Source organism: Pseudomonas paraversuta, from assembly GCF_904063065.1.
In the GTDB taxonomy this organism is placed as follows: Bacteria; Pseudomonadota; Gammaproteobacteria; order Pseudomonadales; family Pseudomonadaceae; genus Aquipseudomonas; species Aquipseudomonas paraversuta.
The window spans coordinates 1-24,431 of sequence record NZ_CAJFCL010000001.1 but is presented as its reverse complement, the minus strand read 5'-3'; the positions used below and the strand labels follow the sequence as shown (position 1 = coordinate 24,431).

Annotated in this window: 19 protein-coding genes and 1 pseudogene; 12 read left to right on the top strand and 8 right to left on the bottom strand. The window is 57.1% G+C overall.

Annotated features, from left to right (window positions below; all coding sequences use genetic code 11):
- Positions 1–3: 3 nt before the first annotated feature.
- On the bottom strand, positions 4–1,974 hold the full coding sequence (locus JQ845_RS00100; protein WP_127196553.1) for a MacB family efflux pump subunit: 1,971 nt from the start codon (positions 1,972–1,974) through the stop codon (positions 4–6).
- Positions 1,975–3,147 (bottom strand): efflux RND transporter periplasmic adaptor subunit, encoded by a 1,173-nt coding sequence (locus JQ845_RS00095; protein WP_003441497.1) that lies wholly within the window; start codon positions 3,145–3,147, stop codon positions 1,975–1,977.
- 312 nt (positions 3,148–3,459) lie between these two features.
- Between JQ845_RS00095 and JQ845_RS00090 the strand changes: the two genes are divergently transcribed.
- The 4 genes from JQ845_RS00090 to JQ845_RS00075 all read left to right on the top strand — a co-directional run bounded on the left by JQ845_RS00090 (position 3,460) and on the right by JQ845_RS00075 (position 8,457).
- Positions 3,460–3,939 (top strand): sigma-70 family RNA polymerase sigma factor, encoded by a 480-nt coding sequence (locus JQ845_RS00090; protein ID WP_003441500.1) that lies wholly within the window; start codon positions 3,460–3,462, stop codon positions 3,937–3,939.
- A gap of 640 nt (positions 3,940–4,579) precedes the next feature.
- Positions 4,580–7,345: a magnesium-translocating P-type ATPase gene (gene mgtA / locus JQ845_RS00085; RefSeq protein ID WP_161719540.1), complete on the top strand. Its 2,766-nt coding sequence runs from the start codon at positions 4,580–4,582 to the stop codon at positions 7,343–7,345.
- A 204-nt stretch (positions 7,346–7,549) separates the two neighbouring features.
- Entirely contained in the window at positions 7,550–7,879 is a 330-nt protein-coding gene (locus tag JQ845_RS00080; protein WP_203007887.1) for an ANTAR domain-containing protein, read from the top strand.
- 92 nt (positions 7,880–7,971) lie between these two features.
- A complete protein-coding gene (locus tag JQ845_RS00075; RefSeq protein WP_003441508.1) occupies positions 7,972–8,457 on the top strand; it encodes a GNAT family N-acetyltransferase in 486 nt (161 codons plus the stop codon).
- A gap of 73 nt (positions 8,458–8,530) precedes the next feature.
- Here JQ845_RS00075 and JQ845_RS00070 read toward each other — a convergent pair whose 3' ends face one another.
- Together JQ845_RS00070 and JQ845_RS00065 are read right to left on the bottom strand one after the other, a co-directional pair.
- On the bottom strand, positions 8,531–10,273 hold the full coding sequence (locus tag JQ845_RS00070; protein WP_160628202.1) for a phosphoethanolamine transferase CptA: 1,743 nt from the start codon (positions 10,271–10,273) through the stop codon (positions 8,531–8,533).
- Positions 10,274–10,445: 172 nt separating this feature from the next.
- Positions 10,446–10,637 (bottom strand): DUF6026 family protein, encoded by a 192-nt coding sequence (locus JQ845_RS00065; protein ID WP_127196548.1) that lies wholly within the window; start codon positions 10,635–10,637, stop codon positions 10,446–10,448.
- Positions 10,638–10,927: 290 nt separating this feature from the next.
- Here JQ845_RS00065 and gnd point away from each other — a divergent pair, with 290 nt between their 5' ends.
- The 5 genes from gnd (at position 10,928) to nudC (ending at position 16,009) form a co-directional block, all read left to right on the top strand.
- Positions 10,928–11,908: a phosphogluconate dehydrogenase (NAD(+)-dependent, decarboxylating) gene (gnd, locus tag JQ845_RS00060; RefSeq protein ID WP_003441516.1), complete on the top strand. Its 981-nt coding sequence runs from the start codon at positions 10,928–10,930 to the stop codon at positions 11,906–11,908.
- On the top strand, positions 11,905–13,428 hold the full coding sequence (gene zwf / locus JQ845_RS00055) for a glucose-6-phosphate dehydrogenase (protein WP_003441519.1): 1,524 nt from the start codon (positions 11,905–11,907) through the stop codon (positions 13,426–13,428). Before gnd ends, zwf begins: the two co-directional genes overlap by 4 nt.
- Positions 13,425–14,237: a Cof-type HAD-IIB family hydrolase gene (locus JQ845_RS00050; RefSeq protein ID WP_037001458.1), complete on the top strand. Its 813-nt coding sequence runs from the start codon at positions 13,425–13,427 to the stop codon at positions 14,235–14,237. Before zwf ends, JQ845_RS00050 begins: the two co-directional genes overlap by 4 nt.
- 99 nt (positions 14,238–14,336) lie before the next feature.
- Positions 14,337–15,149 (top strand): crotonase/enoyl-CoA hydratase family protein, encoded by an 813-nt coding sequence (locus JQ845_RS00045; RefSeq protein WP_127196547.1) that lies wholly within the window; start codon positions 14,337–14,339, stop codon positions 15,147–15,149.
- Between the two features lie 29 nt (positions 15,150–15,178).
- Positions 15,179–16,009: an NAD(+) diphosphatase gene (nudC, locus tag JQ845_RS00040; RefSeq protein WP_003441530.1), complete on the top strand. Its 831-nt coding sequence runs from the start codon at positions 15,179–15,181 to the stop codon at positions 16,007–16,009.
- Here the strand turns inward: nudC and JQ845_RS00035 are convergent.
- Positions 15,977–16,756 carry a TSUP family transporter gene (locus tag JQ845_RS00035; protein ID WP_003441533.1) on the bottom strand — a complete coding sequence of 260 codons (780 nt, stop codon included), beginning with the start codon at positions 16,754–16,756 and terminating at the stop codon, positions 15,977–15,979. The genes nudC and JQ845_RS00035 overlap by 33 nt on opposite strands.
- A gap of 242 nt (positions 16,757–16,998) precedes the next feature.
- On the opposite strand from JQ845_RS00035, the gene sfnG reads away from it, so the two are divergent.
- Positions 16,999–18,099, top strand: a complete 1,101-nt coding sequence (gene sfnG / locus JQ845_RS00030) for a dimethylsulfone monooxygenase SfnG (protein ID WP_165439792.1) — start codon at positions 16,999–17,001, stop codon at positions 18,097–18,099.
- A 44-nt stretch (positions 18,100–18,143) separates the two neighbouring features.
- Here the strand turns inward: sfnG and JQ845_RS00025 are convergent, their stop codons facing one another.
- Positions 18,144–19,223 carry a sigma-54 interaction domain-containing protein gene (locus tag JQ845_RS00025; RefSeq protein ID WP_003441537.1) on the bottom strand — a complete coding sequence of 360 codons (1,080 nt, stop codon included), beginning with the start codon at positions 19,221–19,223 and terminating at the stop codon, positions 18,144–18,146.
- A 334-nt stretch (positions 19,224–19,557) separates the two neighbouring features.
- Here JQ845_RS00025 and JQ845_RS00020 point away from each other — a divergent pair, with 334 nt between their 5' ends.
- Entirely contained in the window at positions 19,558–20,727 is a 1,170-nt protein-coding gene (locus tag JQ845_RS00020; RefSeq protein WP_203007884.1) for a cysteine desulfurase family protein, read from the top strand.
- Positions 20,728–20,782: 55 nt separating this feature from the next.
- Positions 20,783–22,603, top strand: coding sequence for an aminopeptidase P family protein (locus tag JQ845_RS00015; protein ID WP_202210923.1), 1,821 nt, complete (start codon positions 20,783–20,785; stop codon positions 22,601–22,603).
- A gap of 56 nt (positions 22,604–22,659) precedes the next feature.
- On the opposite strand, the gene JQ845_RS00010 is transcribed toward JQ845_RS00015, so the two are convergent.
- Both JQ845_RS00010 and JQ845_RS00005 read right to left on the bottom strand, forming a co-directional pair.
- Positions 22,660–22,941, bottom strand: coding sequence for a hypothetical protein (locus JQ845_RS00010; protein ID WP_081481296.1), 282 nt, complete (start codon positions 22,939–22,941; stop codon positions 22,660–22,662).
- 161 nt (positions 22,942–23,102) lie between these two features.
- Positions 23,103–23,914: pseudogene (locus tag JQ845_RS00005) on the bottom strand (EamA family transporter).
- Between the last annotated feature and the right edge of the window lie 517 nt (positions 23,915–24,431).

The following is a 24,431-nucleotide window of genomic DNA, read 5'->3' as shown; positions in this document are numbered from 1 at the left end:
GAATCATTCACTGGTAAGGGCCGTGACCGGGTCGAGCCGGGCAGCCTTGCGGGCCGGCATGAAGCCGAAGATAACGCCTGTCACCAGTGCACAAGCAAAGGCACCGAGGACCGCAAACGGTGAGAACGCCACAGCTACATCGCACATCAGCAGTATCCCGCCGACCATGAAAGCCAGGGTTATACCTGCCAGGCCACCGACCACCGAGAGCATCAGGGCTTCGGTCAGGAACTGGCGCAGAATGTCGCGTTGACGGGCGCCGGTGGCCATGCGGATACCAATTTCGCGGGTTCGCTCACGGACGGTCATCAGCATGATATTCATCACCCCGATACCGCCAACCAGCAGTGAGATGGCGGCAATCGAACCCAGCATCAGCGACAGCGTATTACGGGTTCTGGCTTCGGCCTGGATCATCGCTGCATTGTTGGTGATCTCGAAATCCCGCGTGCCGTGGTGCAGTTTGAGCATCAGTTGCTCGATGGCGGTTTCAGTCTGTTTGACCTTGCTCGCATCGGTGGCAGCGATCACCACGTATTCCGGATTGTGCGTGCCGAACAGGCGCACGCTGGCAGCGGAGTAGGGCACCACGATGCGCGTGTCACTGTCGGAGTCGCCAGAGCTGGCGCCTTTTTCAGCCAGCACGCCAACCACGCGGAACGGTACGTTTTCCAGCAGGATGTACTGGCCAATGGGGTCGGGCACGTCCTTGAGGACCTTGTCGCGGACCTTCTTGCCGATCACTGCGACCGCGGCGGCGGCGTCTTCATCCGCCTGGGTGAAGAAGCTGCCTTGCACCACCGGCCAGCTGAAAATCGCGGAAAAGGCGACGCCATTGCCGCCGGTATACATCGTGTGATCAAGGTTGCCATGGCGCACGCCGATTTCGGCACCGTTGACGGGCATGATCATGTGCACTTGAGGCAAGGTCGAAAGTGCCGCTACATCGTTGAGGGTGACGATGCCGGGGGGCGCACGGGGTCTGGGCGACATGCCGCTGAGGTAGATGATGTTGGAGCCGAACGCGCCCATTTGCGCCATGACCTGACGTTTGCTGCCTTCGCCAACGGCCAGCATAACCACCACCGACGCCACGCCGATGACGATACCCAGCAGCGTCAGGGCGGTGCGAAAGCGGTTGATCCACATCACCCGCCAGGCGGCCTGTACCGCGTCCACCAGTTCGCCTTTCCAGGCCCCGCGGGCTTCGCTGCCTTCATTCAGGCGTTTACGCAAGTCGACGGCCTGCAAGGCGTCGGGATTCTCGGTGTGCCCACAGGGTTGAGCGTTGGCGCTGTCGCTGACCACCTCGCCGTCGCGCACTTCGATGATGCGGTTGGCCCGGGCTGCGACTTCGCGGTCGTGGGTAATCAGGATCACCACGTGACCCTGGCTGGCCAGCTCATCCAGCAGCGTCATGACTTCGGCGCCGCTGTGACTGTCCAGAGCGCCGGTGGGCTCGTCGGCGAGGATGATGTGTCCGCCGTTCATCAGGGCCCGGGCAATCGATACCCGCTGTTGCTGGCCGCCAGAGAGTTGGTGCGGGCGATTGCCGGTGCGTTCGGCCAGCCCCAGACGATCGAGCAGGGCGGCGGCGCGGGCGTGGCGTTCGGCGGCGGGCATGCCGGCATAGATGGCCGGCATTTCGACGTTTTCCTGGGCCGAAGCCGAGGGGATCAGGTGGTAACCCTGAAACACAAAGCCGAAGGCTTCACGGCGCAACCAGGCCAGTTCGTCACTGTCCAGACAGGCCACGTCTTCACCGGCGAACAAATAGCGGCCGCAGGTCGGGCGGTCGAGGCAGCCGAGAATGTTCATCAGGGTCGATTTGCCTGAGCCAGAGGCCCCGACAATCGCGACAAACTCTCCGGCATGGATCGCCAGGCTGATCCCTTTGAGTACCTGAACCTCGGGTGTGCCGTCACCCCCGTAGACCTTGCGGATCTCTTGCAGCTCGATCAAGGGAGTGGACATCTAGCCTCCGTTGCCGGTGGCCGGGCCGATGAGCAGGCGATCGCCTTCATTCAGGCCATCGAGAATTTCCACCCGCAAGCGGTCACTAATCCCGGTGCGGATCTCGCGCAATTGCAACTTGCCGTTTTTGGCCACGATACGGGCGGTTTGTCGGTCGCCTTCAGTGCTGGCCTGTAACGCAATGATGGGGGCCAGCAATACGTCTTGGGCCTGGCCGGAGACGAAAAATACCTGGGTGGTCATTTCGGGCATCAGCACTTGATCGGTGTTGTCGACATCGAGTAATACGGTGTACAGCACCACCCGGGCACTTCCGCTTTTGCCTGCGCTGGCCGGGCTGCCGCCCCCCTGGCTGGCTTCATTAAGCGGTTTGGGCGGTACGGGCAAAATCTGCCGCACTCTGCTGTTCCAGCGCCTGTTGCCACCACTCAGGGTGGTGAAATATGCGGGCATGCCCGGTTTGACGTAGCCGATATCCGCTTCCGAGACTTCAGCCCAGACGGTCATGGGTGAGAGTTTGGCTATGCGCAGAATCAAGGGTGTCTGCTGTTGGGCATTCAGGGTCTGGCCTTCGCGCGCATCCAGCGCTACCACGGTGCCGGAGATGGGGGCGTAGATACGGGTGTAGCCAAGTTCTGCCTGGTCACTGCGCAAACTGGCCCGGGCCTGACGGATTTGCGCCTGGAACATCTCGGTTCGGGCCCGGGTAGTACGCACTTCTGCGTCAGCACTTTGTACGTCTTCTTCTCGGGTGGCACCGCCTTTGGCGAGGTGCAGCTGGCGCTGATATTTTTGTTTGGCCAGATCGTGCAAGGCGCGTTGCTCTTGCAACTGGGCCTGCAGATTTTCAATCGCAAAGCGACTGGCCTCGAGTTTGGCACTTTGTGTCGCGGGGTCGATTTCGACCAGCAACTGGCCCTCTTTGACTTCAGCACCGACTTCGACATGGATTTTGTTGATTTGCCCGGAGGCCTGCGCACCCACATCGACATATTGCCGGGGCTGCAGGGTGCCCAAGGCGGTCACGCTGCTTTCAATGTCGCCGCGGGTAACAGGCACGGTGTCATAGGCTTCGCCACCCAGGGGCAGAAATGACCACGCAGCCAGGGCGCCAGCCAGCAAGCAACACAGGGCGATGAGAAGTGCGCGGCGGGTCTGTCCAGGGCGTTTCATGCAGGGTTCCAGCCAATGGAAATCGGTCCGTGATCAGGTTTTTGCAGCTGTTAAGGGCAAAAGCCAACAGCCTCGGCGAACCGACAGACACGGGGAGCTGTTGAGTAGACGAAGGTGTGGGGCGCGGATTTAACTGTTTGTTTTTACAGGTGTTACTTAATGTTTCTGTGCGATTCAAGGGCATGCATCTTAAATCTAGATGAGAATTGCTATAAATTGCATCTTCAGAAGTGCCATCATCGCGCCGCTATCGATTCGGACTGTTTCTGCGCTCATGGAATGTTGCCGCTGACGTTGCGGCCAGGAGTCATGTTGGAAAACTACTATCGTGAACTGGTCACGTTTTTGAGTGCCCGATTGGGCAATGCTCAGGCGGCCGAAGATGTCGCGCATGATGCTTACGTACGAGTGCTTGAGCGCACCAGTGATGCACCCATTGAGCAGCCCCGTGCATTTTTGTATCGCACGGCACTCAACCTGGTGATCGATGGTCATCGGCGCAACGCCTTGCGCCAGGTTGAGCCGCTGGAGGTACTGGACACTGAGGAGCGTTTTTTCAGCCCTTCGCCGCAGGTTTTGATGGACCGCAATCAGCGTCTGGACCTGCTCCAGCGGGCGCTGGCCGAGCTGCCTGCGGCGTGCCGCGACTGCTTTTTGCTGCGCAAGCTTGAAGGCTTGTCGCATCCTGAAATTGCCGAGCGCCTCGGTGTGTCGCGAAGCATGGTGGAGAAACATATTGTCAACGCAATGAAGCATTGCCGGGTTCGTCTCAGGCAATGGGAAAGCCCCTGAGTTTCAGCCCTTTATGCGCGCCGCAATACCGCCTCATATGACATTCTCCGGATGAAACTGAACCCTGCCTGAAGATCCATCTGATTCATAAAACGGCAGCCTTCCTGCGGTTTACTCTCTAAAACGCCGGGCGTAAGCTGCCGGCGTTTTCATTAATAGTGCAGGTTTTCAGTGGGTAGCAGCTCGAGTCACAGTAGTCGGCCGGTTATGAACACCGGCATATTCTCGGCAAGCTAGCGCGCAGATTCCCCTGCCGTTGTCTTGCTGACTAGCGAGAAACGGCACCTTTATCGGGTCATCCACGACCCGTCCCCGGAAGCCCTCTCATCGATACTGAAACGTGTGTGATCAATGCCCTTGGCGGCATGGTCGCGACACGCTGCGCGCGTGTGCCTTTTGGTACTCGCGCGCGCTCTTGCCGTGCCTGCTGCCTGGCTTCGTAGACCGTCAGGGGAATCGTTATGGGCAACTTTTTTATCCCGGTGCGCCGGCGCCAACATCGGCCCAGGTTGCCGGGCTGTGTTCGATTGTTTGATTAAGCGCGAGCATCCGGATTCAAACCATGAACGACGGTTCCAGATCAAGGCCGTCTGCGTAGTCACTCTCAAAGGGTGAGTGCAGACGGCGCAGGAGTAGCACGATGAAACTCACCCTCAAAGAATTCTTCGCCGGATTTTTGCGCACTCGCCATATCGGCCGGCATTTCCGGCGTTTGGCCTTGCTTGATAGTTTGACCAACACCACGGTCAGCCGGGAAGTCCCGCCGACGCTGGCACAAACCCTGGTGGCTGCGGCCAACCGCGACAGCGCGGTATTGATCGACAGTCTGGGCACCCATACCGATGGCCTCAGCGAGGCCGAGGCCGAGGCGCTGCGCCAGCAACATGGGCTGAACGAGGTTGAACACGAGCAGCCACTCAGCCGCTGGGTGCACTTATGGCATTGCTACAAGAACCCGTTCAACTTGTTGCTGACTTTGCTTGCCGCGGTCTCTCTGGCCACAGATGACATTCAGGCTGCGGTGGTGATTGGCACCATGGTGGTGTTGTCGACGTTGCTGCGTTTCTGGCAAGAAGCCAAGTCCAACAAAGCAGCGGACGCACTCAAGGCGATGGTGAGTAACACCGCCACGGTCATGCGGCGTGATTTCAATGCTGACACCACCCCGATGTTTGGCAAGTTCTCCGGCGTAACTCAGCAAATCAGAGGTGCGCAACGCATTGAGTTGCCGATCAAGCAATTGGTCCCGGGGGATTTGATTGTGTTGTCCGCGGGCGACATGATTCCGGCAGATTGCAGGGTGCTTAGCGCCAAAGACCTGTTTGTCAGCCAGGCGGCAATGACCGGTGAATCAATGCCGGTGGAGAAGTTTGCGCGGCAGTCCGACAGCCAGACCAGTAACCCGCTGGAACTGGACAATATTCTGTTCATGGGCACCAACGTGGTATCCGGCGCGGCCACGGCAGTGGTACTGACCACCGGCAACAACACTTACTTCGGCGCGCTGGCACAGCGGGTTGGCGCGACGGATCGGGGGCCGACGTCGTTTCAGACCGGGGTCAACAAAGTCAGCTGGTTGCTGATCCGCTTCATGTTTGTAATGGCGCCGCTGGTGCTGTTCATCAATGGCTTTACCAAGGGTGACTGGACCGAAGCCTTGCTGTTTGCCTTGTCGGTGGCAGTGGGCCTGACCCCGGAAATGCTGCCGATGATCGTGACCTCAACCCTGGCCAAAGGCGCAGTGTTTCTGTCACGTAAAAAAGTCATCGTCAAACGGCTGGACGCGATCCAGAACTTTGGCGCGATGGATGTACTGTGTACCGATAAAACCGGCACCTTGACCCAGGACAAAATCTTTCTCGCACGCCACGTCGATGTCTGGGGGCAAGAGTCGGATGACGTTCTGGAAATGGCCTATCTCAACAGCTACTACCAGACCGGACTGAAAAACCTGCTGGACGTGGCGGTGCTGGAGCATGTCGAGGTGCACCGCGAGTTGAATGTGGGCACAGCCTTTAACAAGGTCGATGAAATTCCTTTCGATTTCACACGGCGGCGGATGTCGGTTGTGGTGGCCGAGCAGGATCAGCCTCATCTGCTGATCTGCAAAGGCGCTGTCGAAGAAGTGCTGGCCGTTTGCAAAACCGTGCGCCATGGCGAACGGGAAGAAGCCCTGAGCGATGAGTTGCTGGCGCGGATTCGCCAGGTGACCGCGGCATTTAACGAAGAGGGTTTGCGGGTGGTGGCGGTTGCTGCACGGCCAATGACTGAGACGGGTCGTGACACTTACAGCCTGGCAGACGAGCAGGACCTGACGCTGATTGGTTATGTCGCTTTCCTTGACCCGCCAAAGGAGAGCACTGCGCCAGCACTCAAGGCGTTAGCCGAACACGGGGTCGCGGTAAAAGTTCTGACTGGCGATAACGAACTGGTCACTGCGAAGATTTGCCGTGAAGTGGGCCTGGAGCAGCAAGGGCTGTTGATGGGTAACGACATCGAACGCATGACCGACGCTGAACTGGCGGTGGCCGTCGAAACCAGCAACGTGTTTGCCAGGCTCACCCCCACTCACAAAGAGCGCATCGTGCGCTTGCTCAAAGCCAATGGCCATGTGGTTGGCTTTATGGGGGACGGGATCAACGACGCACCTGCGCTGCGTACCGCGGACATCGGGATTTCCGTGGACAGTGCGGTGGATATCGCCAAGGAAGCAGCGGACATCATTCTTCTGGAAAAAAGCCTGATGGTGCTGGAGGAGGGTGTACTGGAAGGGCGCCGGACCTTCGCCAACATGCTCAAATACATAAAAATGACCGCCAGCTCGAACTTCGGCAACGTGTTCTCGGTGTTGGTCGCCAGTGCGTTTATCCCGTTTTTGCCTATGTTGCCGATGCACCTGCTGGTCCAGAACCTGCTGTACGACGTGTCACAAATTGCTATCCCGTTCGATAACGTCGATGAAGAAATGCTTAAAAAGCCCCAGCGCTGGCAACCCGCCGAGGTAGGGCGTTTCATGCTGTTCTTTGGACCGATCAGCTCGATTTTCGACATCCTCACGTTCGGTTTGATGTGGTACGTGTTCAAAGCCAACTCACCTGAGCACCAGACTCTTTTCCAGTCGGGCTGGTTCGTGGTCGGGCTGCTGACTCAAACGCTGATCGTGCACATGATCCGGACGCCGAAAATTCCATTTCTGCAAAGCCGTGCAGCGATGCCGCTGATGGTCATGACAGGTGTGATCATGCTGGTAGGTATCTTCCTGCCAATGGGGCCGTTGGCTGGCTACTTCAAATTGCAGGCGTTGCCGCCGCTGTACTTTGTGTTCTTGCCAATGATTCTGCTGGCCTACATGGCGCTGACCCAGGCAGTGAAAGGTTTCTACATCCGCAAGTTCGGCTGGCAGTGAGGGCGTAGCAGGCAGTCTCGAACATGACACGGAGTGCCGCCTGGCGCTCCGGGGGGAGATGGCCCGAGGCTCGGCTGAGAAATCAATGACGTGACAAGCGGTGTCTTGAAATGTCCCGGAGCGTACCCATTTGCGCTTTGGTGCCAGTGGTAAAGCTGGCGTGTCCCGGTCTAACAGAATGCATTTGACGATGGTTCAGACATCATGCCCACCAAGTCATTGCGAATACTGATTGCCGATGCCGATTGGGCTCAGGCTTTAAAAATAGAAAAGTCGCTTAATGCTGCGGGGTATTTCCGAATTGCCCCCTTGTATGACCTGCAGGCGTTAGTGAGCCTGTATGACGCTCAGGTCCATGATTTCGATTTACTGCTGCTCAGCCAGAAGATGGCAGATGTTGCGGCTGTGGATGTCGAGGCGTATCGCCAGGACAATCTACAGTTTCGCCATGTACTGATTTACCCGGACGCCGACTGCCTGGTGCCGCAAGTCGAGGCGTTGATGCAAACCCTGGATCCCTCTGGCCACACATGACGCGGACACTTGTCTGTGGCGCTTCAGGCACGCTAAGGTCGGGTGTCATCAAAATCGGACACCAAGAACCCAGTCGTCAAGGAATCCAAGCAATGTCGGATGTCGTGGTAGTGCAAGCAAACTATACAAACCCGGTTCACGCCCAGGCTTTGAGAGACGTATTGAATCACTACGCCAAAGACCCTATGGGCGGCGGTGAGGCGTTGTCGCCCCAGGTGCTGGAGCAGTTGCCTGCAGAGCTGGCCAAGCGTCCCCATGCGTTCAGCGTGCTGGCGTTTGTCAATGGCGAGGCGGCGGGGCTGGTCAACTGTTTTGAAGGGTTCTCGACCTTTGCCGGCAAGCCTCTGGTCAACGTGCACGACGTGTCGGTGGTCGATACATTCCGCGGTCTGGGCCTGAGTCAGCAGATGCTGCTCAAGGTCGAGGAGATTGCCCGTGAACGTGATTGCTGCAAGATCACTCTCGAGGTGCTTGAGGGCAACCCGGTCGCTCAAGGTTCCTACAGGAAGTTCGGATTTAGCGAGGGCCAGCTCAACCCGGCCCACGGTCAGATGCTGTTCTGGAACAAATATCTGTAGAGGCACGGCACTGTTTGGCAGGGCGGGGATCAACTGAAACTGAACGGGGAGCCATTGGCTCCCCGTTGCGTTTTTACTGTTTGGCCACATCGCTCGCGGCAGGGGCCTTGGGTTTGATCAGACTGAAGTCGATCAAGGCTTTTTGCGGGCGCGAGTACGGATCTCCGATCAATTGAGGGCGGGCGACAAATTGATCGCTCACCAGGCTCTTCTTGTCGTCCAGTTCGTCAGCGCTCAAACCGGCCAGATCTGCCCAGGTATGGATGAACTGTGAACTGCTGTAAGGACGGCCAAGGTCGCTGGCGAAGTTCCATGCATGGCTCTCACGCCATTTTGGCGAAGCCCAGGCCATGAACGGAATGGTGTACATCGGCGCTGTGGGTTTGGCTTCGTTGCGGCCCAGCGTGCTGTGGCCAACCGAATCGAACACGTCTTCACCGTGATCGGACAGATACAGCAGGAAGCCGTTGGGGTCGGTCTTGGCAAAATCCTTGATCAGGCTCGACACCACAAAGTCGTTATACAAAACGGCATTGTCGTAGCTGTTGTAAGTCGGCACCTGATCATCGGTCAGGCCGGCAGGGACGCCGGTGCGATCGGTGAACTTGTCGAAGGTCGGCGGATAACGGTACTGATAGCTCATGTGCGTGCCGAGCAGATGAATCACGATCAGCTTGCGTGGCGCACTGTCGGCCAGGATCTTGTTGAAGGGTTCGAGCACGTCACCGTCATACTGGCGCGCGTTCTGGTTCCTGTTGTTATTGAGATAGACCTGCTGGTCTGCCTGCTCGGAGAACGTGGTGAGCATGGTGTTGCGCTTGGTCATGGTCTGCTGGTTGGTCACCCAGAAGGTTTTGTATCCGGCTTGCTTCATCACGCTGACCAGCGATGGGGTGCTGAGGTACAGGTCAGGGTTTTCTTCGTCAGCAAAGGTCAGGACTTGCTGCAGTGCTTCGATGGTGTAAGGACGCGGCGTCACGACGTTGTCGAAAATCGCCAGCTGGTCGCGCAATTTGTCGAGGTTGGGCGTGGTCTCGCGCGGGTAGCCATAGAGGCTCATGCGCTGGCGGTTGGTGGACTCGCCAATGACCAGCACCAGCGTGGTGGGCTTGCCGGCTTCATTGTCCTTGAGGTTGGTCAGGGGCGGAATTTTGCTGGCACTGGCGAGCATGCCCTGCATGTTGTCCAGTTGTTCCAGGTAACGGCGATACGCCACCGCCATCTGCCATGGCACTGCGGGCTCTACCCGGCTTTCAAAGCTTTCCATGGCAGCGGCCAGGGTGTCGTGCTTGATCGTTTGCTTGATGATCGGGTAACCGACAACTGCCAGAAGCAAAGCGATTGCTACTGTCCAGGCTTGTACGCGGGGCATGTATACCGGGCGCAAGCGGGTCCAGAGGAATACGGCGAAGGCGGTATGGGCAAGGAACGCCAGTACCATCCACCAGGCGAAGTACTGGGTCATGTATTCGCCGGCTTCAGAGATGTTCGACTCGAACATGATGAAGATGACGCTTTGCGAGAATTCTTGCTGATAGATGAAGAAGTAGCCGAGGCTGGCCATGGAGCACGCCCACAGCAAGACGCCAATGACGGCTGCCATTACTCGGGTGTGCTTGGGAAACATGAGCATCGGCGCGAGCCAGATGGAACTCATTATGAAGGCCTGACGAAAGCCCGAAAACCCGGAGGTACCCGTCAGTTGGATCAGCAGTTGGGTAATGCCGGAGAAGTACCAGAAGAACAGAAATAGCCAGCCGAGTCCGGCCCAGTCGAAACCTTTCGCAGATGTGTTACTGCGTTTGAACATCCCCATACAGCGCTCCAGCTGATAACAACTTGAATCGTAGATGCCGTTTAGCCCGGCACAACAAGTGAGGGCCGCCTCAATATTGAGCAGCCACAAAGTGTTTCAGTATTGCTAACGGGATGTGAAAACTTTGTCACAGATGACGGCTGGCTTTGGCTCGCCGCTTGTATCGGCGTGATCAGTCGCTGTGGCGGGTGTGCTCGGCGCCGCCATTAAAAAGCTGGCCGGCCTGGGCGATTTGTAATTGCTGGCGCAATTGTGCGAGCTCCTGGCGCAACTGCACGCACTCGTCCTTGAGTTGACGCAGCTCGTCACGGCGAACTGTGACATAGAGGGTCTGGGCAGGTTGTGCGGACAATACGGTGGTCATGGTTCGCTTCGCCTCTGGCAACTTTAAATCGAGTATCCAAATTGCCCGTTGCAGGACTGGATCACTGTCGGAAGCGATTGTGATTTCTTTCTTGAATGATGTGAACTTTTAATTTTTTTGCGGTCTTGGCGTGCTCGTTCGTCTTCTGAGTGTATTGAATCGCGAATCTGGGTGGCTGCTTGTGCGAAACTATGCAGCATGCGCTAGGACTAATCCTCAGCCGGGCACCTTAAGCAATGCTGCACTAAGGTGCTGTACACCTATTTATTTGTCGTTGGGAGCAACAGTACATGCAGTTGGGAATTATTGGATTGGGCCGTATGGGCGGGAATATCGCGCGGCGTCTGATGCTCAATGGGCATACAACCGTGGTTTTTGACCGCAATACCGACTTTGTCAGTGCCCTCGAGCAGGAAGGCGCCACAGGCGTCACCGACTTGCCGGCGCTGGTAGCTGGCCTTGCCAAGCCCCGTGCTGTCTGGGTGATGCTGCCGTCCGGTGCGCCGACCGAAGACACCATCGAGACCCTGAGCCAACTGCTCGACGCCGGTGACATCATCATCGACGGCGGCAACACCTTTTATAAAGATGACATCCGTCGTTCCCGGGCGCTGGCCGAAAAAGGCCTGCAGTACGTTGACGTCGGAACTTCGGGCGGCGTCTGGGGCCTGGAGCGCGGTTACTGCATGATGATTGGCGGCGACACTGAAGTCGTTAAACATCTGGACCCGCTGTTCGCCGCACTTGCCCCAGGTATGGGCGATATTGCGCGCACCAAAGACCGTGTTTCTGAAGATGATCGCGCAGAGCGTGGTTATATCCATGCAGGCCCTGCGGGTGCCGGGCACTTCGTCAAGATGGTGCACAACGGTATTGAGTACGGCCTGATGCAGGCATACGCCGAAGGCTTCAACCTGATGAAGATGAAGGGCGGTGAGAATCTGCCGGAAGATCAGCGTTTTGACCTGAACCTGGGTGATATCGCCGAAGTGTGGCGTCGTGGCAGTGTCGTGTCGTCCTGGTTGCTGGATCTGACCGCCGATGCCCTGGCCACCGACGCGCCGCTTGACGGCTACTCGGGCGCCGTGGCGGACAGCGGTGAAGGCCGCTGGACCATCGAAGCGGCCATGGAGCAGTCGACCCCGGTACCGGTATTGTCGAACGCCTTGTTTGCCCGCTATAGCTCACGCCAGCAAAGCCTGTATGGCGACAAATTGTTGTCGGCCATGCGCTTTGGTTTCGGCGGCCATGTGGAGACACCTAAGAAATGACCGATCAGTCCAGCAAATCCAACACCAAACCGGCACCGCCTACCACGCTGTTCCTGTTTGGGGCTCACGGTGATCTGGTCAAGCGCTTGCTGATGCCGGCGCTGTACAACTTGAGTCGCGATGGTTTGCTGGACGATGGTTTGCATATTGTGGGCGTCGACCACAATGCAATCAGTGATGAGGGCTTTGCCAAAAAGCTGGAGGACTTCATTCGCAATGAAGCCGCCAGCAAAGTGGATCATCCTGAGGGCCAGGGCTTGAATGCCCAATTGTGGGCTTCGCTGGCGAAGAACATCAGTTACGTGCAGGGCGATTTTCTGGATGACAGCACCTATGCCGCGCTGGAACAGAAGATCATCGCCAGTGGCACCGGCAACGCGGTGTTCTACCTGGCCACTGCCCCCCGCTTTTTCAGCGAAGTGGTGCAGCGGCTGGGTGCTGGCGGGTTGCTAAAAGAAACCCCGGAAGCTTTTCGCCGGGTAGTTATTGAAAAACCTTTTGGCTCAGACGTTGAAACGGCGCAGGCATTGAATGCCTGTCTGCTGACCGTCATGAGCGAGAAGCAGATCTACCGGATTGACCATTACCTGGGCAAGGAAACAGTCCAGAACATTCTGGTCAGCCGATTCTCCAACGGGCTTTTCGAATCCTTCTGGAACAATCATTACATCGACCATGTACAGATCACCGCGGCAGAAACCGTCGGGGTCGAGACACGTGGCAGTTTTTACGAGCACACCGGCGCACTGCGCGACATGCTGCCCAATCATTTGTTTCAACTGCTGGCGATGGTGGCAATGGAGCCCCCCGCAGCTTTTGGCGCCGATGCGGTGCGGGGTGAAAAGGCCAAGGTGATTGGAGCAATCCGCCCCTGGTCGAAGGAAGAAGCGCTGAAAAACTCGGTGCGCGGGCAATACACCCAGGGTGAGTCCGGTGGCAAACCGGTCGTGGGGTATCGCGAAGAGAACAACGTGGCCCCTGACAGCAACACTGAAACCTTTGTTGCGCTCAAGGTCATGATCGATAACTGGCGCTGGGTCGGCGTGCCATTTTATCTGCGTACCGGCAAGCGCATGAGTGCCCGTGATACTGAAATCGCAATTTGCTTCAAGCCCGCGCCTTATGCGCAGTTCCGTGACACTGAAGTCGACCGGCTGCAGCCAAACTATTTGCGGATCCAGATTCAGCCCAACGAAGGCATGTGGTTTGACCTTCAGGCCAAGCGACCGGGGCCGGGGCTGAAAATGGCTAATATCGCCCTTGGATTTGCGTACAAAGACTTCTTCGAAATGCAGCCTTCCACCGGCTACGAAACATTGATCTACGACTGCCTGACGGGGGATCAGACCTTGTTTCAGCGCGCTGACAATATTGAAAACGGCTGGCGCGGTGTGCAGCCATTTCTCGATGCATGGCGTGAACACACGGACGTGCAGTCCTATCCGGCTGGACAGGATGGTCCCGAAGCAGCAAAACAACTGCTGGCACGCGATGGTCGCGCTTGGCTGAACATAGGATGAGTGACGTGAAGCAAGAGTCCATTGAGCTGGTGCTGAGTGACATGGATGGCACCCTGCTGTCGCCTGACCACAGCCTCAGTCCTCGCAACCTGGCTGCAGTGAAAAAGCTGCAGGCGGCGGGTGTTCATTTCACGCTGGCCTCCGGCAGACCGCCCAGAGCCATGCGCGAGATCAGCCAGCAACTGGGCATTGAATTGCCGGTCGCCGGGTTTAATGGCGGGCTGCTGGTCAACGCCCAGGGCGAATACCTGCAGTCCCATCATGTGCACTATGAAGGGGTGCTAAAGACCCTGGCCCTGTTGGCGGAACACCCGGTTGAGGTCTGGCTGTTTGTCGATGAAGACTGGCTGGTACGTGATCCGTCCGGCGAAATGGTCGCTCACGAGCAGCACGGCCTCGGGTATGCGCCGAAGGTGGTTGAAAGCTATGAGCCTTATCTGCACAAGGTGCACAAGATCGTAGCCACCTGCAGCGATGCGCCGTTATTGCTGGACCTTGAACAGCGCTTGCAACCGGTGTTGAGCGGGCTCGCGGTCGCCAGTCGCTCACAGGCCCGTTATCTGGATATCACCGCACTCAAAGCCAACAAAGGCGATGCGCTGGTGGCTCTGGCCGAGTTTCTGGATGTGCCGCTGGTGCGCACGGCGGCCATCGGCGATGGCGGCAATGATCCGGCGATGTTTCATCGGGCAGGGATTTCGATTGCCATGGGCCAGGCCCCGGAAGAAATACGCAAGCAGGCGATGTACGTGACGGGCAGCAACCTTGAAGACGGTGTCGCCCAGGCGATCGAGCGTTTTATTCTGTAGCCCGGTTTTTGGCGTAATAACGGCCTGCCTGAGGCCCGCAGTGCTTGTTATAGTCCGCGACTTATTGACCGGCACTGCGCCCCACAAAGGATTGAGCTTATGTCCGACTACCAGGCTTTCAAGGTTGAGTTACAGGGCAGCATCGCCCACGTGCAGATCAATCGACCTGAGAAGGTCAATGCGATGAATGCGGCGTTCTGGAGCGAAATCGTCGAAATCTTTCAATGGATCGATGAAACCGATGCCGTCCGCGTAGTGGTACTCAGTGGGGCGGGCAAGCACTTTTCGGCCGGTATTGATCTGATGTTGCTGGCCTCTGTGGCCAATGAACTGGGCAAGGATGTAGGGCGTAACGCGCGTTTACTGCGGCGTAAAATTCTGCAGATGCAGGCCTCGTTCAATGCAGTCGATGGGTGCCGCAAGCCAGTTCTGGCAGCCATTCAGGGTTATTGCCTGGGGGGTGCCATTGACCTGATCGCCGCCTGCGACATGCGCTATGCAGCAGCAGATGCGCAGTTCTCGATCAAGGAAATCGACATGGGCATGGCTGCCGATGTCGGCACACTGCAACGTCTGCCCCGCATCATCGGCGATGGCATGCTGCGTGAAATGGCCTACACCGGGCGCATGGTGCTCGCTGACGAGGCGCGTACGATCGGCCTGGTCAATCGGGTCTACAGTGATCATCAGGCGTTGCTCGAAGGCGTTATGGCGATCGCGCAAGAGATCTCCAGCAAGTCGCCGATTGCCATTGGCGGGACCAAGCAGATGATCGGTTATATGCGTGATCACCGCGTAGATGACGGTCTGGAGTATGTCGCGACATGGAACGCGGCCATGCTCCAGTCAAGCGACTTGCGGTTGGCGATGACCGCACATATGACCAAGCAAAAGCCTGAATTTCTCGACTGACACTTTTTAACCTGACCAAGGATCGTTTCATGACACCGCGTTGGACCACGGCAGTACTGGATGCAGACCTACCTGGCGGCCTGGCTGTGGTGCGCGGCCCCGACGGATTTCTGCTTGACGATAATGGCCCGCTGTTCCCCCGTGAATGGCTCAAGCGTCAGGACCTGCCGCTGCTGGCCGAGCATGGTATCGGGCATCTGGACGGCGAGCCGGTATATCTGCTGGAGCTGGAGCGTCCGGCGCAGGTTGAAGGCTGCCGCTGGCAGGGCTTGCGGGCTTTTATGCTGGAGGGCGATCACACCCTTTACAAGGTCCTGGGCTACGCCGCGCAAATAGGCACCTGGGCCACAGAGCATCGTTTCTGTGGCAGTTGCGGGCGGGCCATGACGCAGGTACCCGGGGAACGTGCGATGTACTGCGCGCCCTGTAACCTGCGCAGTTATCCGCGTATTTCGCCGAGCATGATTGTATTGATTACCCGGGGCGATGAGGTGCTGCTGGCGCGTTCGCCGCGCTTTGTGCCGGGGGTATATAGCACGCTGGCGGGATTCGCCGAGCCGGGGGAGTCGGCGGAAGATTGCCTGATTCGCGAGGTGCGTGAAGAAGTGCAGCTGGAGGTTACGAATATCCAGTACATGGGCAGTCAGTGCTGGCCATTTCCGCATTCGATGATGCTGGGTTTTCATGCGGAATATGCAGGGGGCGATATCGTACCCCAGGCGGACGAGATAGAAGATGCACAGTGGTTCAATGTGCATCATTTGCCGCCGCTGCCAGCATCGCGCTCGATTGCGCGCTATCTCATCGACCTGTATGTGGCGCGGCGCTTAGGCCTGGCCGAACCAGTGTTGCCAGGCTAGGCGTACGGTCAGTCCCAGGACCACGGTGATAAACACCGGGCGAATGAATTTGGCCCCGCCGCTGATCGCGCTGCGGGCGCCAAAGAAAGCACCGACCATTACGGCAAAGCCCATGGTCAGGCCGATCACCCAGTCCACATGCCCCGAAAAAACAAATACCGACAGCGCCGCAATGTTGCTGACGAAGTTCATGCTGCGGGCCACGCCGCTGGCCTTCACCAGGTCGATGGGATACATCAGCATGCTGCTGACAGTCCAGAAGGCGCCTGTTCCGGGGCCGGCAACGCCGTCATAGAAGCCCAGACCCAGGCCTTGTGGCAGCTGCCATTTCTTTTTGATCGGTGCATCGTTGTCGATCGGGGTTTTGGGTGTGCCACCGAACAACAGATACAGGCCACAGCCAAAAACAATCACCGGCAGCATCTTGTTCAGCCACTCGGCGGGCATGTAATGGGCCACGATGGCACCGATCAGTGCGCCTGCCAAAGTCCCGAAAATAGCCAGCTTCCACTCTCTGGGATGGAATAGTTTGCGTCGATAGAACGTAAAGCTGGCAGTGGCCGAGCCGAACGTCGAACTGAGTTTGTTAGTGCCCAGCACCAGGTGCGGGGGCAAGCCGGCAGTGAGCAAGGCCGGGGTGGTGAGCAAGCCACCGCCACCGGCAATGGCATCGATAAAGCCGGCCACAAAGGCCACTGCGGCCAGAATGGCGAGGGTGGTCAAATCTACGCTGAGTTCAAAAGGCATGGGATCGACTTAATTCGGCGGGGCGTACGGCGCACAAGCGCGGGAAGGGCGTCATCTTACCGATAACGGTCGACAGCGGCGATAGACCTTTTGCGCTCGAAAAGTGTTGTCGGGCCAACAGTCATTCAACAAATAAGCGCCAGACAGACAGCTCGCGCCGGTTTCCTGTGGCGGTAAGAGCGGTTTAGACCTGTTGGCATAGATGCTGCTCTGTGGTTAGGACATTTCCTAACGCCGAGATCATGCCTATGAGTCAGCAAGCCATAAAATTTGCCTACTGGGTGCCTAACGTCAGCGGTGGTCTGGTGGTCAGCAAGATTGAGCAACGTACCGATTGGGGGATCGATTACAACCGCAAGCTGGCGCGCCTGGCGGAGGCGGCAGGTTTTGAATATGCCCTGACCCAGATCCGTTTCACTGCGGGTTACGGCGCAGAATTTCAGCACGAGTCGGTAGCGTTCAGCCACGCGCTATTGGCTGCTACCACTCACTTGAAAGTCATCGCTGCGATCCTGCCGGGGCCCTGGAAGCCTGCGCTGGCAGCCAAGCAACTGGCCACCATTGATCAGCTGACGGAGGGCCGGATTGCGGTCAATATTGTCAGTGGCTGGTTCAAGGGTGAATTCAATGCCATCGGTGAGCACTGGCTGGAGCATGACGAGCGCTACCGCCGCTCGGAGGAGTTCATTCGTGTCCTCAAGGGGATCTGGACCCAGGATAACTTCACCTTTAAAGGGGACTTCTACCGGGTCAACAATTACACCCTCAAGCCCAAGCCGCTGGGTTTGCCGCATCCGGAAATATTTCAGGGTGGCAGTTCGCGTGCTGCGCGGGATATGGCAGCCAGCGTATCGGACTGGTACTTCACCAATGGCAACACCCCGGAAGGGATCAAGGCACAGATCGACGACATTCGTGTCAAGGCGGCTGCCAACCAGCGCTCGGTGAAGGTCGGGGTGAATGCTTTTGTCATTGCCCGTGACACGGAGCAAGAGGCGCGGGCGGTGTTGCAGGAAATCATCGAAAATGCCGACGTTGAGGCGGTTCATGCCTTTGGTGACGCAGCGAAACAAGCGGGCAAGTCTTCAGTTGAGGGGGAAGGTAACTGGGCCAAGTCAACCTTTGAGGATCTGGTGCAGTACAACGATGGTTTTAAAACCAATTTGATTGGTACGCCGCTGCAGATCGCACAGCGGATCGTGGCGCTCAAGGCCTTGGGCGTGGATCTGGTGCTGGCGGGGTTTCTGCATTTTCAGGAAGAGGTGGAGTATTTCGGACGTCGGGTGCTGCCTCTGGTAAGAGAGCTGGAAGCGCGCCGGCTCGAGGAATTAACCCCGGCTTGAGGGAAAGCCCGGCAGCAATGCCGGGTTGCTGCCGAGGTGTTCACTCACAACGCCGTTTGCGCATCAAGTCTTCGTGTGTTTACGGCCAGAGCCCCGAGTTTGATCAGACGAGTACGGGTGACATTGCGGCTCAAGCCCAGCAGTTTGGCAGTATGTACCTGGTTGTGATGGCAGAACTCGTAAGCCGCGCGCAACAGGCTGTCCTCTACGGTTTCGTGCAGGGCGCCAGGTTCTTCTTCGAACAGCTTTTGAAATGCACGCTGTAACAAGTGGTCAGTGGTGGTGGATGGTTGTGGCGCAGCAGGCTCCAGGCGTTTGCTGCGTGACTGCGACAGGCGCAAGTCCCGGGCGGTGATGGTCTGATTGCTGCACAGGAGCAAGCTGTGGTGCACGACGTTTTCAAGCTCGCGAATATTGCCCTGCCAGGGGTGATCCATAAGCACCTGTTCAGCGCATGTACTTAATGCTGTAGGGCCGTGTTGCAGTCGTTGCCGGTAGGTTTGAAGGAAATGCCTTGCCAGCGGCAGGATGTCGCCCTGACGCTCGCGCAAGGGCTGAAGAACAAGGCTGACCACGTTCAGCCGGTAATACAGATCTTCGCGAAAGTGACCGGCATCGATAGCCTGCTCCAGATTCACATTGGTTGCCGCCAGCACGCGAACATTGATCGGCGTGCTTTTGCGCGACCCAAGCCGCACCACCTCTTGCTCTTGCAGCACACGTAACAGTTTCACTTGAATGGGCAATGGTAAATCGCCGATTTCGTCCAGAAACAACGTGCCGCCGTCAGCCTCTTCAAACCAGCCGGCCTTAGCCCCGAGTGCACCGGTGAATGCCCCTTTCTCATGGCCGAACAGCTCGGCTTCGACCAGTGATTCGGAGAAAGCTCCGCAGTTTACCGCCACAAAAGGTTGTTGATGGCGGTGGCTGAGCTGGTGAATATGGCGGGCGACAATCTCTTTGCCGGTGCCGGTTTCTCCGATGATCAAGACACTGGCATCACTGGGCGCTATTTGTTGCAAATGCGCGAGCAACGCCTTGGAGGCAGGGTCTGCAAAAACCTGGGCTGTGGCCCGTATGGAGGTCGCGAGTGCCGGAGTGGCAGGCAGTGTCAAAAGCTGCATGTACAGCTCCTTTTATCGGGGGAGGGCTATACCCACAAAAGGAAAGCCGAAGGCTGCTTTATAAAGAGCTTTTGTTATTCCGTAAACTAACGTAATTCCATATTTATATATCCTTATGGCATATCAGACTTGCACAGGCAGGTACTTTTAGCGCTTTATAGAGCTATGGTTTTCTGATCTCGTGAATTTTGGAAGGCTCCTACGACATTTGTTGAAGCGGCTTCTTTTGTCACCCAGGTTAATCGGGTATTTCTAATGGCCACGTTTTCAAGGTGGCTTCACTCTTCTGATATCAAGCACTGCCTGATTCCGGAACGCTCAGTAGGTTTGCACAATGAACAAAAGACCTCTTTATTTCGATTACGCTGCCACCACGCCCGTGGACGCTCGTGTCATTCAGGTGATGGTCGATTGTCTTGGCTTTGAAGGAAACTTTGGCAACCCGGCCTCGGGCTCACATGTTTTCGGTCAGCAGGCCCGAGGCTCGGTGGAGCTGGCTCGCGAACAGGTTGCACAGCTGATCAATGCCAGGGCCGAGCACATTATCTGGACCTCGGGTGCTACCGAGTCCAATAACCTTGCGTTGAAGGGTGTTGCACTGGCCAGCGGCAAGGCGCGCGGGCACATCATCACCAGTCAGATTGAACACAAGGCGGTGCTGGACACGGCCCGGTTCCTCGAAGAGTCAGGATTTGATGTGACGTATCTGGCGCCCGACAGCCATGGGCTTGTGAGCGCGCAGCAAGTCAGCGATGCGTTGCGAGAGGACACTCTGCTGGTGTCGCTGATGCTGGTGAACAATGAGCTCGGGACAGTGAATGACATCCCGGGTATTGGTTTACGGGTTCGCGAACACGGTGCGTTGTTTCATGTTGATGCCGCCCAGGGCGCTGGCAAGGTAGCCATCGACCTGGAGGCCTGGGCCGTGGATCTGATGTCGTTTTCGGGGCACAAGGTTTACGGGCCCAAGGGGATTGGCGCCCTGTATGTGGGGCCACGGGCACAGGATCGTTTGCAGGCCCAGATCCATGGTGGCGGTCATGAGTCGGGGCTGCGCTCCGGAACCCTGGCCACTCACCAGATAGCCGGCATGGGGGCTGCTTTTGCCCTGGCCAGCGAATCATTTGCCCAGGAGCTGGCGCATATGGGCGCTCTGCGTCAGCGGTTGCTGGAGCAGTTGGCCGATGTGCCGGGGGTGCAATGCAATGGCTGTCCAACGCAACGAATTCCCCATACCTTGAGCCTGACCTTCAGCGAAGGGCATTTCAACAGTTCGGCATTGAGCGCTGTGCTGGCGTATTCGGCTACTTCGGCATGTAACTCGGCCAGTAAAACCCCGTCCCATGTGTTGCTCGCGTTGGGCCATGATGCTGAAAAAGCCGGTCGAACCATTCGATTGAGTCTCGGGCGCTTTACCCGCGAGCAGGATATTGATGTCGCAGTAAATGCGATTAAAGCAGCCGTTACCGCGCCTGCACCTTTCTGGGCGGTTGCCCAGTCTTAGCCGCTGATTCATTATCCGGAGGGAATAATATTAGTAGTGACTAGCAGGAGGCGGAATGAGTACTCAGTCGTTGAATCCGGGATTGGTAGTGCAGCGTTTGGCGCGCGCCAGAGCCTTGATGAGCCAGAACGGAATACAGGCACTGTTGGTACCCTCGGCCGACCCCCATCTTTCAGAATACTTGCCCGCCTATTGGCAGGGCCGGCAATGGTTGTCGGGTTTTCACGGTTCAGTCGGCACTTTGATTGTGACCCCGACCTTTGCCGGTCTTTGGGCTGACAGCCGTTACTGGGAGCAGGCAGCCAAAGAGCTTGCCGGTAGTACCATCGAACTGGTCAAGCTGATGCCAGGTCAACCGGGGCCACTGGAGTGGCTGGCCGAACAGGCACCTGAAGGTGCTGTGGTAGCGGTTGATGGGGCGGTGCTGGCACTGGCCTCTGCACGAACACTGGAAAGCAAACTCAAAGAGCGCGGTGCCGTTTTACGCACAGATATCGATCTGCTGGGGCTGGTCTGGGAGGATCGTCCTGCGCTGCCGGTCCAGGCGGTGTATGAGCATCTACCGCCACAAGCAACAGTCAGTCGCGTGGACAAACTGGCACAGTTGCGTAACTCACTGGTGCAGCGCAAGGCCGATGCGCATTTCATAGCAACCCTCGATGACATTGCATGGTTGTTTAACCTGCGTGGCTCGGATGTTTCTTTCAACCCGGTATTTGTTTCGTTTGCATTGATCGACTCGGCGCAAGCCACCTTGTTTGTGGACCTGAACAAGGTCAGTCCCGCTCTGCAAGAGACACTTGGGCGTGATGGTATTGAGTTGCGCGAGTACGTTGAAATCAATGACGCGCTGGCAGCATTGTCAGCATCGACCCGGTTACTGGTGGATCCGGCGCGGGTGACCTGCGGCTTGCTCAGCCATCTGCACCCTGACGTGACGCTGGTGGAAGGGCTGAACCCGACTACCCTGGCCAAGTCGCAGAAGAGTCTGGATGACGCGTTTCATATCCGTCAGGCCATGGAACAGGATGGTGCTGCTCTTTGTGAATTTTTTGCCTGGCTGGAAACTGCTCTGGGGCGTGAACGCATCACTGAATTGACCATTGATGAGCAGTTGACCGCTGCCCGTGCGCGTCGCCCGGGGTACGTGTCGCTGAGCTTCAACACTATCGCTGCCTTTAATGCCAATGGCGCAATGCCGCACTATCACGCGACTGAGCAAGAACATGCCGTGATTGAAGGGGATGGCCTGCTGTTAATAGACTCTGGCGGTCAATACCTGGGCGGAACCACTGACATTACCCGGATGGTACCGATTGGCACCTTGAGCGCGGAGCAAAAGCGCGATTGCACCCGTGTCCTTAAAGGCGTGATTGCCTTGTCCAGGGCCCAGTTTCCAAAAGGTATCTTGTCGCCCTTGCTGGACTCGATTGCCAGAGCTCCGATTTGGGCTGAAAGCGTGGATTACGGGCACGGAACCGGGCATGGCGTGGGTTACTTCCTGAATGTGCATGAGGGGCCTCAGGTCATTGCCTATCAGGCCGCGCCGGCACCCCATACAGCAATGCAGCCGGGAATGATTACCTCCATTGAACCCGGGACATATCGTCCGGGGCGCTGGGGTGTGCGCATTGAAAACCTGGTATTGAATCGCGAGGCGGGCGCCTCGGAGTTCGGTTCGTTTCTCAAGTTTGAAACATTGACCCTGTGTCCGATCGATAGCCGTTGCCTGGAACCCGGCCTGCTCACCCGTGAAGAGCTGGAGTGGTTCGATGCTTATCATGCACAGGTGCGTGAACGCTTGAGCCCGCTGCTTGAAGGGGCTGCGCTGGAGTGGCTGCTGGCGCGAACGGTGCCTCTTTCGAAAGTTGCCTGAGGCAGTTCTGAAGCGCGGCCAGCTTGCTCAGCTGCGCTTCAGAATGTTCAAGGCTGTCACTTGCAGAGCACAATCATGCTTCGGCTGGTGTATCCGGCAGGATTCAAGCCGAAAGGATAATCCCCTGGCTCCTGTGCGGTATCTCCAGATTTGGCAATCACTCTGTAGCCCTTGTCCCCGCAAGATTTGACGGCTTGGGCGTAGCACTTGTCCCACGAAGAGGATAAGCCGGAGCAGTTGATATGCAGGCCTCGTTTGCCATGTTTTACAGCTGGCTGGGAGGTTGCGGCGCAGCCGGCAACAGCAAGCACGGCTAAAACGGCCAAAATTCGTTTCATTCCTGTCCTTAAGCGTTTGCGTCGGGTTCACGGAGAGCGGGTGTGGATCAATCCTCTATCGTTGGCGTTTGAGGAAGTCCTTATCCGCGCCAAGCAACATTCATAACGAACAAACATCCCTTAAATGAGAGTCAATTACCAGACTTCTGTCAAATAGACGGCTAATTGTCAGTCAATACCGGTTTCGAGTGGTTGCGCATCGTCAAGGTGGCTCCGACCGAAGCCATGATAATGCAAGAGATTGCCATCCATTGGCTAAAGGACAGGACCTCATTCGTGTCAAAGCAATCATCTCAAGAGTGTAGGGGAGGGCGGTGGACAATATTGCGACGCCAATGGCGATGGGGATCAAGCTTGGGGTCAGCAAGGCGGCACCGGCATGGACAATCCCGATGGGGGCAATGAACAGCGCCGCGATCATTACGCCTAAAGCTGCTGTTTGCACGCCGTTGTCAGCGCCGGCCTTTTGCCCGTATAGAATGTACAGCGCCCAGCAGACTCCGGCGCCCAGTGCATAGCCAGTGCCGACAGGGTCGAGGCCCTGAGTGCTTTCGCCGGTGGGGATAAGCAGTAGAAGTCCGATGATCGCCAGACCAATCCAGGCAAAGTCGATGGGCCTGCGCGAGGAATAAATAGCGACAGCCAGTGGTCCTGTGAACTCGAGCGCCACAGCAATCCCCAGTGGAACCGTACGCAGTGACATATAGAAGAGGAAGTTCATGCCCCCCAGCGCTATCCCGTAAACGATCACGGTTTTTAAGGATCTGGCGGTGAGCTTGGCTCTCCAGGGTCGCAGGATCAACAGCATGATAATGCTGGCGAACAGCAATCGCAGGGTTGTAGTGCCTTGGGCGCCTATTATGGGGAACATGCTTTTAGCCAGCGAAGCACCCGATTGTATCGAGGCCATGGCAATAAGCAGCAAGCCGACGGGGAATAGTGTCGATGCAAGGCTTTGGGTGAGCTTGGTCATTACGTGTTGGGCCCGGGCTATAGGTGTCAGAAGCAGCGCATCATGCTTAAATAAGGCCTGATGTGCAATATAGTGCGCAAATCAGGACTTTTCATTGTCTATTAAGGTGCTTTGTTTAATAGTCGCAACGAATGCTTGACTCAGAATTCCAACGGCCTATAATTCGCCCACTTCCGGCGCAGTCGAAACGGAAAACTCCTTGAGTTTCAATGAGTTGGATGATTCTTCGGCAGTGTCAGCTTCAAGTCATCGAAGCAGGAAATGAGGTGTTGACAGCAGCGTGTAACGCTGTAGAATTCGCCTCCCGCTAACGAGAGATCGAAAGCGCAAGTGGTTGATGTTACAAAGGAAACTTTGAAAACATCTGAAAATAACCGCTTGACAGCAACTGAGGCTGCTGTAGAATGCGCGCCTCGGTTGAGCGAAAGCTTAACCAACCGCTCTTTAACAACTGAATCAAGCAATTCGTGTGGGTGCTTGTGGAGTCAGACTGATAGTCAACAAGATTATCAGCATC